The sequence below is a fragment of the Vibrio sp. 99K-1 genome (assembly GCF_013114585.1).
GTDB classification, from domain to species: domain Bacteria; phylum Pseudomonadota; class Gammaproteobacteria; order Enterobacterales; family Vibrionaceae; genus Vibrio; species Vibrio chagasii_B.
Map to the genome: position 1 here is coordinate 78496 of NZ_VTXF01000033.1, position 18275 is coordinate 96770.

16 protein-coding genes and 1 pseudogene are annotated in these 18275 nt (G+C 43.4%); 11 read left to right on the forward strand and 6 right to left on the reverse strand.

The window, feature by feature from the left end; all coding sequences use genetic code 11:
• Positions 1-48 precede the first annotated feature (48 nt).
• The 6 genes from F0228_RS21765 to F0228_RS21790 all read left to right on the forward strand — a co-directional run bounded on the left by F0228_RS21765 (position 49) and on the right by F0228_RS21790 (position 5173).
• Positions 49-963, forward strand: coding sequence for a TIGR01777 family oxidoreductase (locus F0228_RS21765; RefSeq protein WP_171731248.1), 915 nt, complete (start codon positions 49-51; stop codon positions 961-963).
• Positions 964-1006: 43 nt separating this feature from the next.
• Positions 1007-1834 carry an SDR family oxidoreductase gene (locus F0228_RS21770; RefSeq protein ID WP_171731249.1) on the forward strand — a complete coding sequence of 276 codons (828 nt, stop codon included), beginning with the start codon at positions 1007-1009 and terminating at the stop codon, positions 1832-1834.
• A gap of 398 nt (positions 1835-2232) precedes the next feature.
• Positions 2233-3087, forward strand: coding sequence for a co-chaperone YbbN (locus tag F0228_RS21775; protein WP_171731250.1), 855 nt, complete (start codon positions 2233-2235; stop codon positions 3085-3087).
• Between the two features lie 204 nt (positions 3088-3291).
• Positions 3292-4221 (forward strand): SPFH domain-containing protein, encoded by a 930-nt coding sequence (locus tag F0228_RS21780; RefSeq protein ID WP_008224544.1) that lies wholly within the window; start codon positions 3292-3294, stop codon positions 4219-4221.
• A 3-nt stretch (positions 4222-4224) separates the two neighbouring features.
• Complete coding sequence (locus F0228_RS21785) at positions 4225-4674, forward strand: NfeD family protein (protein ID WP_105057472.1); 450 nt, start codon at positions 4225-4227, stop codon at positions 4672-4674.
• Between the two features lie 319 nt (positions 4675-4993).
• Entirely contained in the window at positions 4994-5173 is a 180-nt protein-coding gene (locus F0228_RS21790; protein WP_004737863.1) for a hypothetical protein, read from the forward strand.
• A 64-nt stretch (positions 5174-5237) separates the two neighbouring features.
• On the opposite strand, the gene cueR is transcribed toward F0228_RS21790, so the two are convergent.
• From cueR to zipA, 5 genes are all read right to left on the reverse strand, one after another.
• The gene (gene cueR, locus F0228_RS21795) at positions 5238-5630 is read right to left on the reverse strand and encodes a Cu(I)-responsive transcriptional regulator (protein ID WP_105057473.1); all 393 of its coding nucleotides are present in this window, start codon (positions 5628-5630) and stop codon (positions 5238-5240) included.
• A 93-nt stretch (positions 5631-5723) separates the two neighbouring features.
• Positions 5724-6530 carry a DUF2057 family protein gene (locus F0228_RS21800; protein ID WP_061034180.1) on the reverse strand — a complete coding sequence of 269 codons (807 nt, stop codon included), beginning with the start codon at positions 6528-6530 and terminating at the stop codon, positions 5724-5726.
• A gap of 98 nt (positions 6531-6628) precedes the next feature.
• Complete coding sequence (locus F0228_RS21805) at positions 6629-7768, reverse strand: porin (protein WP_061034181.1); 1140 nt, start codon at positions 7766-7768, stop codon at positions 6629-6631.
• A 523-nt stretch (positions 7769-8291) separates the two neighbouring features.
• The gene (gene ligA / locus F0228_RS21810) at positions 8292-10304 is read right to left on the reverse strand and encodes an NAD-dependent DNA ligase LigA (RefSeq protein WP_171731251.1); all 2013 of its coding nucleotides are present in this window, start codon (positions 10302-10304) and stop codon (positions 8292-8294) included.
• 92 nt (positions 10305-10396) lie between these two features.
• Positions 10397-11458, reverse strand: a complete 1062-nt coding sequence (gene zipA / locus F0228_RS21815; protein WP_171731252.1) for a cell division protein ZipA — start codon at positions 11456-11458, stop codon at positions 10397-10399.
• Between the two features lie 228 nt (positions 11459-11686).
• On the opposite strand from zipA, the gene cysZ reads away from it, so the two are divergent.
• From cysZ to crr, 5 genes are all read left to right on the forward strand, one after another.
• Positions 11687-12445, forward strand: a complete 759-nt coding sequence (gene cysZ / locus F0228_RS21820; protein ID WP_171731253.1) for a sulfate transporter CysZ — start codon at positions 11687-11689, stop codon at positions 12443-12445.
• Between the two features lie 239 nt (positions 12446-12684).
• Entirely contained in the window at positions 12685-13653 is a 969-nt protein-coding gene (cysK, locus tag F0228_RS21825; protein WP_008224684.1) for a cysteine synthase A, read from the forward strand.
• A gap of 302 nt (positions 13654-13955) precedes the next feature.
• Complete coding sequence (locus tag F0228_RS21830) at positions 13956-14213, forward strand: HPr family phosphocarrier protein (protein ID WP_004734263.1); 258 nt, start codon at positions 13956-13958, stop codon at positions 14211-14213.
• A gap of 136 nt (positions 14214-14349) precedes the next feature.
• Positions 14350-16074 (forward strand): phosphoenolpyruvate-protein phosphotransferase PtsI, encoded by a 1725-nt coding sequence (gene ptsI / locus F0228_RS21835; protein WP_061034186.1) that lies wholly within the window; start codon positions 14350-14352, stop codon positions 16072-16074.
• 106 nt (positions 16075-16180) lie between these two features.
• Positions 16181-16690 carry a PTS glucose transporter subunit IIA gene (crr, locus tag F0228_RS21840; protein WP_004737851.1) on the forward strand — a complete coding sequence of 170 codons (510 nt, stop codon included), beginning with the start codon at positions 16181-16183 and terminating at the stop codon, positions 16688-16690.
• 551 nt (positions 16691-17241) lie between these two features.
• Here crr and F0228_RS21845 read toward each other — a convergent pair.
• Positions 17242-18185 (reverse strand): annotated as a pseudogene (locus F0228_RS21845) (flagellin).
• Positions 18186-18275 lie beyond the last annotated feature (90 nt).

The window sequence follows — 18275 nt, forward strand, 5'->3', positions numbered from 1 at the left end:
GACTAAAAACAAGCCATGTCTATAATTATGTTTAATAAGGAGATTGGTATGAAGATATTGTTAACTGGTGGTACTGGATTTATTGGCTCTGAATTGATCAAGAGCTTGAACACTGACGACGTCACATTGCTCACGCGAAACACTGAAAAAGCGAGACAATGCCTAAGCCACCTGAACCAAAACAACCTTCATTACATCCAATCCCTTGATGAGCTGAATGACGTCAACGATTTCGATGCAGTGATAAACCTCGCTGGTGAACCGATTGCAGACAAACGCTGGAGTGATGAGCAAAAAGAGAGAATCTGTAGCAGCCGCTGGCTGATCACAGAGAAGATCGTCGAGCTCATTCAAGCAAGCACAACACCACCTGAAGTCTTTATCAGCGGATCTGCCGTCGGCTACTATGGCGACCAGCAACAACACCCATTTGATGAATCACTGCAAGTCGAAGACGAGAGCTTCCCTCATAAAGTTTGTGCTCACTGGGAAGAGATAGCTAAACGAGCCGAATCAGAGAACACTCGCGTTATCCTATTAAGAACAGGGATTGTTTTGGGTGAAAACGGTGGCGCACTCAAAAAGATGCTGATGCCTTACAAGCTTGGTGTTGGTGGTCCATTAGGGTCAGGTAAACAGTACATGCCCTGGATTCACATGCTCGACATGGTCAGAGCCATCAATCACTTGTTGTCAATCCCACACGCTCAAGGTGAATTCAACATGTGTGCTCCTCACCCTGTGACTAACAAGCAATTCAGTAGCACTCTCGCAAAACAATTGCGTCGCCCTCACTTCTTGTTCACCCCAAAGTGGGCGATGTCGCTACTTATGGGCGAGTCGTCCTGCTTGCTGTTCGACAGCATTCGTTCCAAGCCTAAGAAGTTAACTGAAATGGGCTTTATATTTAGTTACTCAAGAATCGAGCCTGCATTAAAAAACTTGTTACAACATCAAGACTAATTCTTTACTCTAAGAGCAAAGAAGCTCTGATAAAGGATTAAGTGTGAACAAGTCGATTCTCATCACTGGTTGCTCAACTGGCATTGGCTACACCTGTGCTCACGCACTTCACAAACGCGGCTTTCATGTCATCGCATCTTGCCGCGACCCACAAGACGTTCAACGCCTTCAAGAAGAAGGTCTCACCTGTATTCAGTTGGATCTTGCCAACAAGGACAGTATTGAGAACGGAGCTAAACAAGCCATCGAGCTAGCACCAAATGGATTGTATGGCCTGTTCAATAATGGTGCATATGGTCAGGCAGGTGCTTTAGAAGATCTACCGACGCAAGGGCTAAGAGAACAGTTCGAAACCAACTTCTTTGGTTGGCACCACCTCGTTTGCCAGATCCTGCCTCATATGCGAGAGCGTGGCGAAGGGCGTATTGTCCAAAACAGTTCGGTACTCGGCTTTGCTGCGATGAAATATCGTGGTGCGTATAACGCATCAAAGTTCGCAATTGAAGGTTGGACAGACACTCTGCGTTTAGAGCTTCATGGCTGTGGCATACACATTTCATTGCTCCAACCCGGCCCAATCGAAACCCAATTTCGAACCAACGCCTTAAAAGCTTTCAATAAGTGGATTAACATAGAAGGTAGTGTTCATCAGCATGCTTACCAACAACAAAAAGATCGACTTGAAAAAGAATCATCGAATAATGCGTTTGTTTTGCCTGCCGAAAGTTGTATCGAACCTGTTTATCACGCGCTCACCGCCGATAAACCCAAGCTAAGGTACAGAGTAACCACTCCTACTAAAGTGTTCGCTGTATTGAAAAGATTACTGCCGAGCCGTTTGCTAGACCCTATTCTCAGAAAAGCCGCATAAATTACTAACTTTGAATGAACAGTCGCAAACTTTAATGTAACGATGTAATTTATTCGTAACAATAAGATGTCATGATTTAGCCTATCTCATCAGTTATCCCCAATTGATGGACTAACCCTTTGGATACTTCATGACTTTAAACCGCCTTAATTTGGTAGGTCTGAGTCTGGCAATTACGTTGTTTATTCTGTTTTGAGTATCTTACGTAATACCTCACTGACCACCTCACTGAGAACGCTGTGTCTTCCATGTTGAGTTAACAACTCTATCAACATTGAAGCATAGCGTTTTTCTATTTTTGCCTCTTTTTATACGAGATTACCCAGTTAGATCTTGAAGTTACCCGCTTATCCCCCCATATTTGCAACGTATCCCAAAACAAATCTCAAGGAACGTAAATGCAATCTCCGCATATTGTTGAACTTAATGAGCAGAACTTTCGTCAAGTACTAGAAGGTTCGATGCAGACCCCTGTCCTCATCCATTTTTGGGCACCAATGAGCCAAGAGAGTGCTCAAGTCATTCCTGAACTACAAACCTTAACTCAGCAATACAATGGTGCATTCACGCTCGCGCTATTAAATTGCGAACAAGAGCAAGCCATTGCTAGCCAATTTGGTGTTCAAGCACTGCCGACTATTGCACTGTTTGTTAACGGTCAACCTGTCGATGGCCTAGGTGGCCCGCAACGTATAGAAGCAATTGTGGAAATGCTTGGCAAACACCTTCCAAGCCAAGATGAATTGGCACTACGCCAAGCACTTGAGCAGATGCAAGCCGGTGAGCACACTCAAGCTTTAGCGGCTATGCAGCAGCTTCCAGCAGAACTAACGAGCAAAGGTGAAGTTAAACTGGCAATTGCAGAGTGTTTACTAGAAACCCAACAATTTGACCTTGCTGAGGCTCAGCTGGCAACAATTCCACTCGAGTACCAAGACAACTACTACAAAGGCTTAGTCGCCAAGCTTGAACTTCATAAGCAAGCTGCCGATAGTCCAGAGATCCAAGCATTAGAAGCGGCGCTGCAGCAAAACTCAAGCGATGCGAAAACCGCGTCAGAATTGGCACTGCAATACCATCAAGTAAACCGTAGTGAAGAAGCAATGGACCTACTGTGGTCTTTCCTAGTCAAAGACCTCAATGCTCTTGATGGAGACATGAAAAAAGAGTTCATGGATATCCTAAGTGCACTTGGGCAAGGCAATCCTGTTGCTAGTAAGTACCGCCGTCAGCTTTACTCTCTGCTTTACTAATTAGGCTCCTTGATTCCTAAACAGTAAGTAGTCAAATACAAAATCGACAAAGCAACTCATAAGCTTTTTGAATGAAAAACTCGCAATGGGCCATAAAATCAATGTTTTATGGCCCATTTCTCATTTATAAATTTGCTCCCACTTTAAATATGCGCCAGTATGAGTAATAAATAATTTGAAACTTAAACTTGCAAAGGACTTTGTATGCCTATCGATACTTTGATTACTATTGGCGTCTTTACTGTCGTCGCACTGCTCTTTATTTTCGCTGGTGTAAAAACCGTACCACAGGGTAATAACTGGACGGTAGAGCGCTTCGGCCGCTACACACACACACTAAAACCAGGCCTTAACTTAATCATTCCGTTCATTGATAAGATCGGTCAACGAATCAATATGATGGAGCGAGTTCTTGATATCCCCGCGCAAGAAGTTATCTCTAAAGACAATGCCAATGTGGTTATTGATGCGGTCTGTTTCGTACAAGTGATTGATGCACCGCGAGCAGCGTATGAAGTCAATGACCTCGAGCACGCGATTCGTAACCTAACTTTGACTAACATTCGTACGGTACTGGGTTCAATGGAACTTGATGAGATGCTAAGTCAACGTGACATGATCAACACCAAGCTTCTTAACATCGTGGATGAAGCCACCAACCCGTGGGGCGTAAAGGTTACCCGTATCGAAATTAAAGACGTACAGCCACCAGCAGACCTGACGGCTGCGATGAATGCTCAGATGAAAGCGGAACGTAACAAGCGTGCCGATATCTTAGAAGCAGAAGGTGTAAGACAAGCTGAGATCCTTAAGGCTGAAGGTCACAAACAATCAGAGATCCTAAAAGCTGAAGGTGAAAAGCAAGCCGCAATACTTCAAGCAGAAGCACGTGAACGTGCGGCAGAAGCAGAAGCGAAAGCAACAGAAATGGTATCAACCGCAATTGCACAGGGTGACATGCAAGCCGTGAACTACTTTATTGCACAAGGCTATACCGAGGCATTGAAGTCAATTGGACAAGCAGAAAACGGTAAGATCATCATGCTACCACTTGAAGCGACTGGCCTAATGGGCTCTGTTGCTGGTATCGCAGAAATGTTCACACACAAGAATGATACAAATAGTAAGGACTAACTTATGGTCGAATTACTAGAACAAGTAAACCACTGGCACTGGCTGGCGTTTGGTCTAGCGTTGCTTGCACTTGAACTGGTTGGAACCGCTGGTTACTTTTTGTGGATAGGCATCTCAGCCATGTTGGTCGGTGCTCTTTTGGGTGCTCTACCAATTGGTTGGCAGATGCAATGGCTATCCTTTGCTAGCTTCTCCCTTATCACCACTTGGTTGTGGTGGAGAAGGCAACTATCTAGTGATAAGCGGTCAGATTCAAATAGAGAACTCAACCAAAGAGAAAAGCAGCTGGTAGGTCAAACCCTCGTTCTAAGTGAAGACGTCAAAAAAGGTAGCTGTCGTATTAAGTTCGGTGACTCTTCTTGGTCTGCAAAGGCTAGCCAAGATATTCCATCTGGCACAGAAATAAAGATTGTTGCTTTAGACGGAATAGTTCTAATAATAGAACCTTTATAGTTTATTAATATATAAAGCCTGCATTTTCAATAAATGCAGGCTTTTTTAGTTTTTATTCATCAATAATATTTTAAATATCATTACGATAGATTTAATTGATAACAAAATAAGTTCTTATTTCATAAAGCTAAAAAATTTGAATGAATCCAAAAGGCATAAGAAAGCCAAGTTTGTTAGCCAAAATACATATGAATAGTTCGTCTCACTATCGCTTAATTATAATTATTAAAAATGTTAAGTCCGTCCAATTTTTGAAATTTTCTTCACCTTGTCCATACTTTCACTTATCTCAATCGGAGATAAAACTAACGGAGTTTGTATGAGACATTTTCTAATCATTGTTACGGCTATTTTTAGCTTGTCATTCGGAAGCGCTCTAGCGAGCAGTCAATCACCAGGTAACGGTAATATGGGACCTATTGTTAAGTGTTCAGATGGTAACGCGGTCACTCATGTACCACTACTGATCTGTAAACATTACGGCGGAAAAGTGCTGTGATAAGTGGTTAAGTCAGGCTAGTAACATCATTTACAGCCTGACTGATATTTATTACTGAAATGGTCTAAGGACGGCCAGATAAATTGTTTAAGATAGGACAATCCGTAGAAGCGTCACCTGGGCAGTCGTGTACCCAAGATTGCAATTGAGCCTTCATTTTATTGAGCTCCGCGAGCTTCAATTCTATTTCGTCTAACTTCTGAGTCGCTTTCTGTTTTACTTCGAAACTTTGCCTATTAGGGTTCATAGCTAGCTCAACCAAGGATTTACACTCATCCAGTGTGAAGCCAACCATCTTTGCTCTGAGCACAAATTCTAGCTGCTCGATATGAATCTCGCCATATTGCCTGTAGCCATTTTCTGAACGATGTGGCGGACTCATCATGCCTTTACTTTCGTAAAAACGAATGGATTTCGCTGTTGTACCAACACGTTTCGCTACTTCACCAATATTCACAATGTTACCTGTAAGCTTAAAATGAAAAACCGCAGTACTGCTGTTATACAATACTGCGGTTGAAAAACATAGTTTGAGGCTTAGGTTAAAGGCTTACTCTTGCTCCAACAACCAAATCATCGTCTGAGATTTTTCTTCGTTGTCTAATTTATTGAACCAGTAAGAAACCATTTCGATCTCTTTTGAGCCTTCTAGTGGTGCTGGGTTCGCGTTCTTACGATTCTTGAATGCCCAATCTGTCACTGCAGATTGCTCTTCTTTGGTTGCTTCACCATACCAGTAATTCACCATCTCTTGTGCTTGTGAGGCTTTTGGCTCTTCAGCAGCTACTGCTGCTACTGGAACAGCCGCAACTGGAGCAACCGCGATAGCTGTATGATTATTTGCACCGTTATAAATTGTGTCGATGTACGCTTTCGGCACGATAAAAGTCGTACTCATTACTGAGTTTTGGCCTTCAAGCGTAAATTCTAAATTCTTTTCTCTTGCTTGCTGGATATCAGCGTCACTTAGTGGAAATTTAATATATTGAGTCTTAGTACAGTGCTCGCTGCAGCTTTCTCTTGGTACTTGTCTATCTTCTAGTTCTATCGTCTTGCCAAAAAAACTAACCGTTTCGTACTCTTTGTAACTTTGGAAGTAACTTACGTCCATAGTAATTGAAGATTCTGGGGCAGTATTCGGTGTTACTTCTTTATTGTATGTAAAATAAAGCGACGACTTGAGAATGTCTGCGCCTACATTTGCTCTATTTTCTGCTACGTAAGATTGACCGGTTACTTTAATGTAACCACCTTTAGGCTGAACATCAGCAACTGAGTCTGCAAAATTACTTTGTGAATCGAGTGAACTACAAGCTCCCAAAAATAATGATAATACAACTACACTAACTTTATTCATTATGACTAATTCCTTATGTTCACTATGGAAAAACGCTGGCAAACAAAATTTACCAGCGTTTTGATTTTTATCTAACTGTTTAAGCTAAAGATTCTAGCTTAGAAACCGTATTCAAGACCAACGCGAGTTACGATATCTGTATCAGCGTCACCAACAGTACGACCCGCTACACGTAGGTAAGGTACGAAACCGTTATGAACAGCCATTAGCTGACCTGAGATAGTGTTGCTGTCTGAGTTAGCATCTTTAGAACCATTTGTTTCAGACTCAAGGTTAGCTGCGTAACCTAGTTTGAAACCGATTGGACCATTCCAGTATTGACCGATGATAGAGTAAGAATCTTGAGTCACTTTACGGATGCCGTTGTCTAGCTCTTCGCCTTTATATGCTGCAGCGAAACCGAAACCTGCTGGTAGGCTAGCTTCAAAACCAACGATGTATGCGAATGTGTCGTCATCGTAACCAGCTACAGTATCAGTTAGGTAAATTTCACCTTTAGGCGTAGTTACGGTGCCGTTTGCATCTTTAATATCTTCTTGAGCTACAACATACTCACCACCAGAAGCCGCAACTACACGAGTACCAGATTCAACCGCACCCATGAATGTGATTTTCTCAAAGCTGTATTTAGCACTTGCGCCAACGAAGTTTGCATCACGAGTCGCTGCACCACCACCATTGTCGTTATCATCACGACCAACAGAAGCTGCAAAAGAGAAACCGCCAAATTTAGCTGAATCGTAACGAACTTGGTTAGATTGACGATCGTAGTGACCATTGATACCGCCCCAATCGAATACAGAACCTAGACCAGGGTTAGAGAATGGCCAGTCGACGATTTCGTATAGTGGAGTCAGAACACGACCAACACGTAGGTTACCCCAAGAGCCAGAAGCACCAATGAAAGTATCACGGAAACCTAGAACACCACCTGAAACACCACCGTGAGACCAGTCTGTGCTATCTACGTAACCAGATTCGATCTGCATTGTGATTAATACATCATCAAACATATCTTTATGAGCACGGAAGCCGATACGAGATTCGTTCTCTACAGCGTAACCAGTACTAGAGTCGTTGTTATCAGTTGTGTTGTAGTTAACTAGAGAGATAGCTGCAACACCGTATACGTCAACGTTGAAGTCAGAGTTGATACCAACTTCTTTCGCCATTACGCCTGTCGATAAAAGTGCAACGGATGCACCTAGTAGAGTACGTTTGAAAAATTTGTTTTCCATGGAATAAAACTCCTAAAAATGGATATAGCTGTTTGAATATTCCCCACCTAAAGTTGGCCGCCGTAGAGAGAAATACCTTTTCTTGTTTGAGAATCCTTAACGCTGAATTCTCTATTTCCTTTCTGGGTATACACATCGTGCATCCATGGCATTAAGACTAACTTCGCCCTCAAAAAGATCAATGAGAACTTAATTTTCATCTAAAAAAATATGAGTTGGTGCAAATTTACCATGTACTTAGTGATCCAGATCGATAAATTTGAAAGGTCACACACAATAACACCTAAAACCATATAAAACAGCAACTTAAGAAAGATCGCCTTTTATAAAAATAGATATGACTCGCATTTCTGATACAACTAGAACGCTATTTCATTAATGTTGAGCGCCGTCACTGTCCTGATTTTGTAGTTCGTATAAGAACAAAATTCTCAACAATTAAAAAGCCACCATTTTTATAACAGACACAAAAAAGGCACTCTCTTGAAAGGAGTGCCTTTGAGCTTTTTTTACCTGAATTTACTTACGAAAGAAGAGCAATTAGATCTTCTTCGGTTCTTATTTCGATACCTAAATCTTGTGCTTTGGTTAATTTAGAACCTGCTGCTTCTCCGGCAAATAGGATATCGGTTTTCTTAGATACGCTACCCGTTACTTTAGCACCTAACGCTTGAAGTGCAGCTTTCGCTTCGCTTCGGCCCAATTGAGACAATGAACCTGTTAGCACAACCACTTTGCCTTCTAGAGGCAATTCTTGGTCATCTGGCGCATCTTCAATCACAGGCCAGTTCACGCCTAGTTCGATAAGCTGTTCAACGACCGCTCGGTTTTTCTCTTGTGAGAAGAAAGCCGTAATATGACTAGCAACGATGTCGCCAATATCGGACACCTCAACAAGCTGTTCATGAGTTGCCGATTGAACGAGCTCTAATGTCTTAAAATGCTGTGCTAAGTTCATCGCAGTCGCTTCACCGACTTCACGAATACCCAGTGAATAAAGGAAACGCGCTAACGTCGTATCTTTCGCTTTGTTCAGCGCACTCACCACGTTCTGTGCCGATTTCGGCCCCATACGGTCAAGCACCGTAATCACGCCAGCGCTAAGTTTAAACAGATCAGCTGGTGTTTCGACCATTTCACGATCAACAAGCTGCTCTATTACTTTCACGCCCAGACCATCAACATCAAGCGCCTTTCGAGATACAAAGTGCTTAAGCGCTTCTTTACGCTGAGCCTGACACACCAAACCGCCAGTACAACGCGCTACAGCTTCCCCCTCTACGCGCTCAACCGCAGAGCTACATACAGGGCATGCATCAGGGAAAACGATGTCTTTAGCCGTCTCAGGGCGACGGTCTTGTACAACCGCGACAATCTGTGGAATCACATCACCAGCACGGCGGATAATAACGCTATCACCTACCTTCACACCTAGACGAGCAATCTCATCAGCGTTGTGTAGCGTTGCATTACTCACCGTCACACCACCCACAAAGATAGGCTCCAGTTTAGCTACAGGCGTAATAGCGCCGGTACGGCCTACCTGAAACTCAACATCGTTAAGCAGGGTAATCTCTTCTTGAGCCGGGAACTTGTAAGCAATCGCCCAACGAGGGGCTCTAGCAACAAAGCCAAGCACTTCTTGTGCCGCGATATCATCGACTTTGATCACCACGCCATCGATCTCATAAGCCAGAGCATCGCGACGCGTCATGATATCTTGGTAATACGCTTTTACATCCTCAAGAGAGCTAAGCTGCTTCGTCTCAGGACACATAGGTAAACCCCAACCTTTCAGCTGCAAAAAGCGTTGGTAGTGGCTAGTTGAGAGCTCTGCACCTTCAACCACACCCACGCTGTAAGCATAGAAAGCTAATGGGCGTTTTGCGGTAATACGAGAATCCAGTTGACGCAAACTACCTGCTGCTGCATTACGTGGGTTAACAAAGACTTTCTCGCCTTTCTTCAACGCCATTTCGTTCAGTTTATCGAAGCCGGCTTTTGGCATGAACACTTCACCACGCACTTCGATACGTTCAGGCCAACCTTCGCCTTGTAGCTTAAGTGGAATCGAGCTAATCGTACGTACGTTTTCAGTGATGTTTTCACCCGTTGCGCCATCACCACGAGTCGCCGCTTGAACTAATGTCCCGTTCACGTAAAGCAAACTCACAGCGAGGCCATCGAGTTTAGGCTCGCAACAGAAAGTCTTAAGGTTAGCGGTTGGCGCCCTATCGGACATACGCTTATTGAACGCATCTAAGTCTTCATCAGAGAATGCATTATCCAGAGAAAGCATTGGGATCTCGTGAGTCACTTGTGTGAAGCCATCTAGTGGCTGACCACCAACACGTTGGCTCGGTGAGTCAACCGTTACGAGCTCTGGGTTCTCTTCTTCGATCTTTAGCAACTGTTGCATTAATCGATCGTACTCAACATCAGGGATCTCTGGGCTATCTTCTACGTAATAACGAACGGCATGATAGTGCAGAGTTTCTCTTAACTGCTCTAAGGTCACTTGAATCGATTCTTTCATATCATTCTCTGTCGTGATTGAAATATCAAAAAGGGCTCCCTTAGGAGCCCTTTTCTATAAATATAGATTATTTACTAGGCTAAACAATATGGCTAAGCATTCGCTGCCGACATGAAGTCTCTAATCTGTTTGCGATAGTCTGATAAACGGTTTGGTGTCATCAAGTTACGCGATTCATCCAAGACGTTTCCACCCATATCATCAGCAATCTTCTGTGCTGCACTCAACATCACATTGAAGTTTTGATCAGCTTGACCATAGCATGGCAACGTCATGAAGAACGAAATACCCTTAGTCGTAAAGTCAGCTGGATCATCATGCTCTAAAGTTCCTGGCTGCATCATGTTCGCGACACTGAAGATAACTTTAGGCTCATCAGCTGATTGTGCAAAACAGTGGTAAATAGACATCTCACCGTAGGTTAAGCCATTGTTCTCCATGCTGCGGAAAAGTTCAGTACCAACAAATGGGATCTCTCCAGCACAGTGAACATTAAGGACAATCACCTCTAAGCCTAACTCTTCATCTTGCTTTGTTTCTTCAACAGGAGCTGCTGCTTGTGGAGCAGCACTCTCTTTTGCTGCGAATGGTTCACTTGCAGTAAAAGTTTGTTGTGAAGCCATTGGCTCACTTGCGACTACAGGCTCTTCAACTTGTTCAGCTGCAACTTCTTCAAAAGAACCGTACTGCTCTTTAAAACCTGCATGGCTCTCTTTTTGCTCGTCGGTGAGTTCGAAGCTAGGAACCTCTGGTTCTACCGCTTGTTCAGCACCTTCCGGTTCGCTATCAACCTTGATAGGGTCTTCAACACTGAAAGAAGGCAAATCATTCAACTCGATATCGTCTTGTTGCTCTTCTTTTGATTGTGGTGCTGTAAGCGGATCTGAATCGATCAGCGGATCAGCCGCAGATGGCGATACCGCAAAATCCGGCTCTTTACGCTCTTTTCGGATTATTTCAAAATCATCTTCTGGGGCGAATGGACGGTTTGGGATGGTTTCAGCATCGTCTAAGCTATCATTATCTAGCTTGCCAAGTGGCTTATCTCCAAACTTTGCTTTCCCTTCTTTTTTACTCGTCCACAAACCGTGGAACAATAATGCGGCGATAGCTAGTGCGCCAACAATAATGAGTACAAATCGCAATTCCTGCATTTTTCGCTCTCAGCTTTCTTAGTCAACTAGCGGCAAAACGCTGTCACTAAGTTGGGTTAATTTGACCAATCTCACTACTCTATCAAAAGTAGCCACTGTTTTAGAACAACTTAATACAATTAGTTCCTTAGATGGTGTGATTTTCACCACGCTTTTTTTCTTAATTTCGGTCGAGTACACTAGACGTGTTTGCTATTTAACCAAATTCACATGTGACCTTAATTAAATATGACTATTGAATCTGTTCCCCGCTCCGGCTTTGGCTATTTTGTTTTCGGAATAAAAATCGCGTTGTCACCGAGCATTCGTAAATTTGTGCTACTTCCTCTTATCGCTAACGTCCTGCTGGTTGGTGGTGCGTTGTTTTATATCTTCTCTAACTTAAACACTTGGATTGAAGGCTGGATGGAAGGTTTACCAAGCTTCTTGTCATGGTTGTCCTATATCTTATGGCCACTATTGGTGTTAACTGTCTTAGCAACGTTTTCATATTTCTTTAGCACCCTTGCCAATTTCATTGCAGCTCCTTTTAACGGTTTGCTCTCTGAAAAAGTCGAAGAGCTACTTAGCGGCAAGAAAGTCAATGATGATGGCCTGCTTGATGTTCTTAAAGACACACCGCGTATTTTAGCAAGAGAATGGCGCAAGCTTGTCTACGTTCTGCCAAAAGCGATCGGTTTATTCCTACTTTTGTTAATTCCAGCACTAGGACAAACCGTTGCACCGTTTTTATGGTTCATCTTCACCGCGTGGATATTAGCGATTCAATACGCCGACTACCCATTCGATAACCATAAAATCAAATTTGATGACATGAGAAATAGTTTGAAACAAAAACAAGGTAAGAGCTATAGCTTCGGCGCGCTTGTTTCCGTGTTCACTACTATTCCAATTTTGAACCTGATTGTAATGCCCGTAGCCGTATGTGGTGCAACCGCGATGTGGGTTGCTGAGTTTAAAGACCAAGCTCTACGCTCTCGTCTATAGTTCTCGTATCTAACTCTCTGCCTGCACTTCCTAGTTTCGCCTATCTTTTTGAAGTTCTGATTTCAATAAAGATAGGCGTCAATTCTGCTACATATCTATATGATATAACTTTTTAATCCTTTTACCTTTTTTTCAACTTGTTTAATCTAAATTCAAGCTGAACAAACATCGAAAGACACTAGACGGTAAAGTGATTGATATACTACGTTTAGTTCTGTCATTAAATGAAGGAATATCGCATGAGCAAGATCTACGAAGACAACACCCTAACGATTGGTAATACACCTCTAGTCCGCCTAAACAAAGTAAGCAAAGGTAACGTCCTAGCTAAGATCGAAGCTCGTAACCCAAGCTTCAGTGTTAAGTGTCGTATCGGTTCGAACATGATCTGGGAAGCAGAGAAAGCAGGTACCCTTAAGCCAGGCATCGAGCTTGTTGAACCAACCAGTGGTAATACAGGTGTTGCACTCGCATTCGTAGCTGCAGCGCGTGGTTACAAACTTACACTAACTATGCCTGAGTCAATGAGCTTAGAGCGTCGTAAGCTGCTTAAAGCGCTTGGCGCAAACCTAGTACTGACTGAAGCACCAAAAGGCATGAATGGCGCGATTGCTAAAGCAGAAGAGATTGTTGCTTCAGATCCAGACAAATACCTACTACTACAACAGTTCAACAACCCAGCTAACCCACAGATTCACGAACAAACAACAGGTCCTGAGATCTGGGAAGCAACAGACGGCGAGATTGACGTGTTTGTAGCTGGCGTAGGTACAGGCGGTACTATCACTGGTACAAGTCGTTACATTAAAGGTGAAAAAGGCAAAGCCATCACTTCTGTCGCGGTAGAGCCAGCAGAATCTCCAGTAATCGCACAGGCACTTGCAGGTGAAGAAATCAAACCAGCTCCGCACAAAATCCAAGGTATCGGTGCCGGTTTCATCCCTGGAAACTTAGATTTAGAACTTATCGACCGCGTAGAGTCAGTAACTTCTGAAGAAGCAATTGAAATGGCTCAACGACTAATGAAAGAAGAAGGTATCCTTGCAGGTATCTCTTCAGGTGCAGCAGTAGTAGCGGCAAACAGAATCGCTGAACTACCTGAATTTGCAGGAAAAACCATTGTCACTGTACTTCCAAGCTCTGGTGAGCGTTACCTAAGTACAGCGCTATTTGCAGGTATCTTTACGGAAAAAGAGAACCAACAATAATATGTGGTCAAATCAATTTTTCGTCCAAAAAAGCCCCGTTTAGGGGCTTTTTTGTTGATCCCTGCCCCACCTTTGGTAATATCGGGTCTGTTTTATTTTTCGCTTCAAAATAAAAGAAGCAATAAACAGATTCTGAAGGTCGTGAGTCCTCAACAAAAGATGACCATGGCTGGATAAAAATTTATAACCAGTCTAAGTTCTAACACGAACATGGCGTACTAGCCTCTAGCGCATTTGAGCTAAAGCAGTTAAGCTAAACTGGTTACAAACTTACAAAAAATAAATTAATTGGGGTATATAAAATGTACGAGAAGCAAGTAGAAATCACAGCAGAAAACGGTCTTCACACTCGTCCAGCTGCACAGTTCGTTAAAGAAGCAAAATCTTTCGACGCTGACATCACAGTGACTTCTAACGGCAAAAGCGCTAGCGCGAAAAGCCTGTTCAAACTACAAACTTTAGGCCTAGTAAAAGGTACTAACGTAACTATTTCAGCTGAAGGTCCTCAAGCTCAGCAAGCAGTTGACCACCTAGTTGCTCTTATGGATCAACTACACTAATACGGTCTCCTTCTTTCAAAGCCATTTTGCATAGCAAAGTGGCTTTGTTCGAAATAGATAGGAATAAGCGCGACATTAGTCGACGACTTAAAGTCACACACTCTCCCGTTTACAGTTGAACAACTAAGGTAAGGCTATGATTTCAGGCATCCTAGCATCTCCTGGTATTGCTTTCGGTAAAGCACTACTACTTCAAGAAGATGAAATTGTCCTAAACACTCAATCTATCTCTGACGACCAAGTTGAAGCAGAAGTACAGCGTTTCTTTGACGCTCGTAACAAATCTTCTCAACAACTTGAAGTTGTTAAGCAAAAAGCACTTGAAACTTTTGGCGAAGAAAAAGAAGCAATCTTTGAAGGCCACATCATGCTGCTTGAAGATGAAGAGCTAGAAGAAGAGATTTTAGCACTCATCAAGAAAGAAAAAATGCACGCAGACAACGCGATCCACACTGTGATCGAAGAGCAAGCTTGTGCGCTTGAATCTCTTGATGATGAGTACCTAAAAGAACGTGCAACTGATATCCGCGATATCGGTACTCGTTTCGTTAAAAATGCTCTAGGCATCAACATTGTGTCTCTATCAGACATCAGTGAAGAAGTTATCCTAGTAGCTTACGACCTAACGCCATCTGAAACTGCACAAATCAACCTAGACTACGTTCTTGGTTTCGCTTGTGACATCGGCGGTCGTACATCTCATACTTCAATCATGGCACGTTCTCTTGAGCTTCCAGCTATCGTTGGTACTAACGATATCACTAAGCAAGTTAAGAACGGCGACATGCTTGTGCTAGACGCGATGAACAACAAGATCATCATCAACCCTTCTGAAGCTGAACTAGCAGAAGCTAAGAAAATCAAAGAAGATTTCGAAGCAGAAGCGGCTGAACTAGCAAAACTAAAAGATTTGCATGCTGAAACTCTAGACGGTCACCGTGTAGAAGTTTGCGGCAACATCGGTACAGTAAAAGACTGTGACGGTATCCTGCGTAATGGCGGTGAAGGCGTTGGTCTGTACCGTACTGAATTCCTATTTATGGACCGTGACGCGCTTCCTACTGAAGAAGAGCAATACGTTGCTTACAAAGAAGTAGCTGAAGCAATGAACGGTGAGTCAGTGATCATCCGTACTATGGATATCGGTGGCGATAAAGATCTACCATACATGGATCTTCCACAAGAGATGAACCCGTTCCTAGGCTGGCGTGCAGTACGTATCAGCTTGGATCGTCGTGAAATCCTACGTGACCAACTACGTGGTATCCTACGTGCATCTGCACACGGTAAACTACGCATCATGTTCCCAATGATCATTTCTGTCGAAGAGATCCGTGAACTGAAGAAAGCAATCGAAGAGTACAAAGCTGAACTTCGCGCTGAAGGCCTAGCTTTCGATGAAGATATCGAAATCGGCGTAATGGTTGAGACTCCAGCAGCTGCTGCAATCGCACACCACCTAGCGAAAGAAGTATCTTTCTTCTCTATCGGTACTAACGACCTAACGCAATACACTCTTGCGGTAGACCGTGGTAACGAAATGATTTCTCACCTATACAACCCACTATCTCCTGCTGTTCTTACAGTAATCAAGCAAGTGATCGACGCATCACACGCTGAAGGTAAGTGGACTGGTATGTGTGGTGAGCTTGCTGGTGATGAGCGTGCAACACTTCTTCTTCTTGGTATGGGCCTAGATGAGTTCTCTATGAGCGGCATCTCTATCCCTAAAGTTAAGAAAGTAATCCGTAACTCTAACTTCGCTGAAGTTAAAGCTATGGCTGACGAAGCGCTATCTCTACCTACAGCTGCTGAAATTGAAGCTTGCGTAGAAAAATTCATCGCTGAGAAATCTCAGTAATCGCCAAATTCTTAATAAAGTTAGACGGCTAAAAATAGTCGTCTAATTTGTTAGATTGGTATAGTATATTCTACAGAATAAAACTAAACGTTAGGAGCATGACACAATGGGTCTGTTTGACAAACTGAAAAAGCTTGTATCTGATGACAGCGCTGATGCTGGTGCAATCGAAATCATCGCACCTCTTTCTGGTGAAATCGTAAACATCGAAGATGTGCCAGATGTAGTTTTCGCTGAGAAAATCGTTGGTGACGGCATCGCGATCAAACCAGCTGGCGACAAAATGGTAGCTCCAGTTAACGGTACTATCGGTAAGATCTTCGAAACTAACCACGCATTCTCTATCGAGTCTGACGACGGTGTTGAGCTTTTCGTTCACTTCGGTATCGATACTGTTGAACTTAAAGGCGAAGGCTTCACTCGTGTAGCTGAAGAAGGTCAATCTGTTAAAGCTGGTGACACTATCATCACTTTCGACCTAGCGCTTCTAGAAGAGAAAGCGAAATCTACGCTTACTCCAGTTGTTATCTCTAACATGGACGAAATCAAAGAGCTGAACAAGCTTTCTGGTTCTGTAACTGTTGGTGAAACTCCAGTTCTTAAAGTAACTAAGTAATCTCGATTACTTATCTGCTTTAATTAAAACGCTACCTAAGGGTGGCGTTTTTTGTGCCTGTTATATTTACATGTCAGGCGACTAATTACTCTATCCCTCTCCAACAGCGAAATCCCCCCCCCTCTTTTGCAGCATCCTTTCACGAATATAGATCCCTGATATCTCGTTCTACTCGATTCTGGGATGACGACGGAGCTCGCTCTTCTTACAAATAGCTACTCGGTTGTGGAATGACGATTAGCTACTCTGTTCTAACTGAGCCATTACTTGCTCAAACAAATCGTACTCATTTGACAAAGCAATAAGATCATTATCGTCCAATCCCCGTCATTCCCTACAGTGAGGCACGAACGTGATAGGGAATCTCGCTTTTCCTTCTGTTTACACACTTATCTTTCCCCAATGTGTCTTTGATAAATAGCAGGCAATAAAAAACCCAGCCGAAGCTGGGTTTGTTTAGCGCTCATCTCTCACCACGAGCTAATTTGTGGAGGCCTTACGTTAACACTTTGTCTCAACAACACTTATAGTCAACGTGGCTTTTTAATCGATTAACCTAGTAGGCTAAGTGCCGAGTTCGGCGCTTGCTTCGCTTGAGCAAGAATCGAGCTTGAAGTACTGCTACAGACTCTTGTGCGCCGCCAACAGACGTTACGTCGATAGTATCAACGGTTACGTCTTTACCCGCTTGAATGCCTAGCTCACCAGCAAGACCGCCAGAGAAAGAAACATCGCCGCTCACTTTGTTGTTACCAGTGAACATTTGTAGCTTGCCGTCTTCAGTCACAGACGCTTTAACAGAATCTTGCTGACCGTTGATGTAAGTCGCTAGCTCTTCGATGTCGTCACCCGCTTTTGCGCTGATGTCGATTTCTTGTGCTTGACCAAAGTTGTCAGTGAACGACAGTTTTAGGTCGTTAGAGCCCGCTTGTACGTTCCAGTCTTTGTCTTTAGCGTTCTCAGTTTGGTAGCTCTTACCACCCATCTGAGCGTTATCAGAACGCATGTCTTTCAGTTGAAGCATTACCGCTTCACCGTTATCCGCACCGATTTGGAATGATTTAGTACCGTGAGTACCGTTAAGTAGCTTGTTACCACCAAAAGACGTCGTTTCCGCGATACGGTTTAGCTCGTCGTTCAGTGCTGTTACTTCTTCTTGAATCGCTACACGCTCAGACTTAGAGTTTGAGCCGTTCGCAGATTGTAGAGAAAGATCACGCATACGTTGCAGGATGTTAGTCGTCTCGTTCATTGCACCTTCAGCGGTTTGTGCAATAGAGATACCGTCGTTCGCGTTACGAACAGCAACGTCTAAGCCGCGGCTTTGAACGTTCAAACGGTTAGAGATTTGTAGGCCCGCAGCATCATCTTTTGCGCTGTTGATTTTAGAGCCAGAAGCTAGACGCTCCATTGATGTTTGTTGTGCGCTGTTTGCGTTGTTTAGGTAACGTTGCGCAGTCATCGCTGAAACGTTGGTATTTACATTCACTGCCATGGTGATTTCTCCAATTGATTTTCCGGTATTGCGGTTTCCGACGTCTCGGAAAACCAAGTAGTTCTCTCAAAGTTACTTTTAATAACGGCG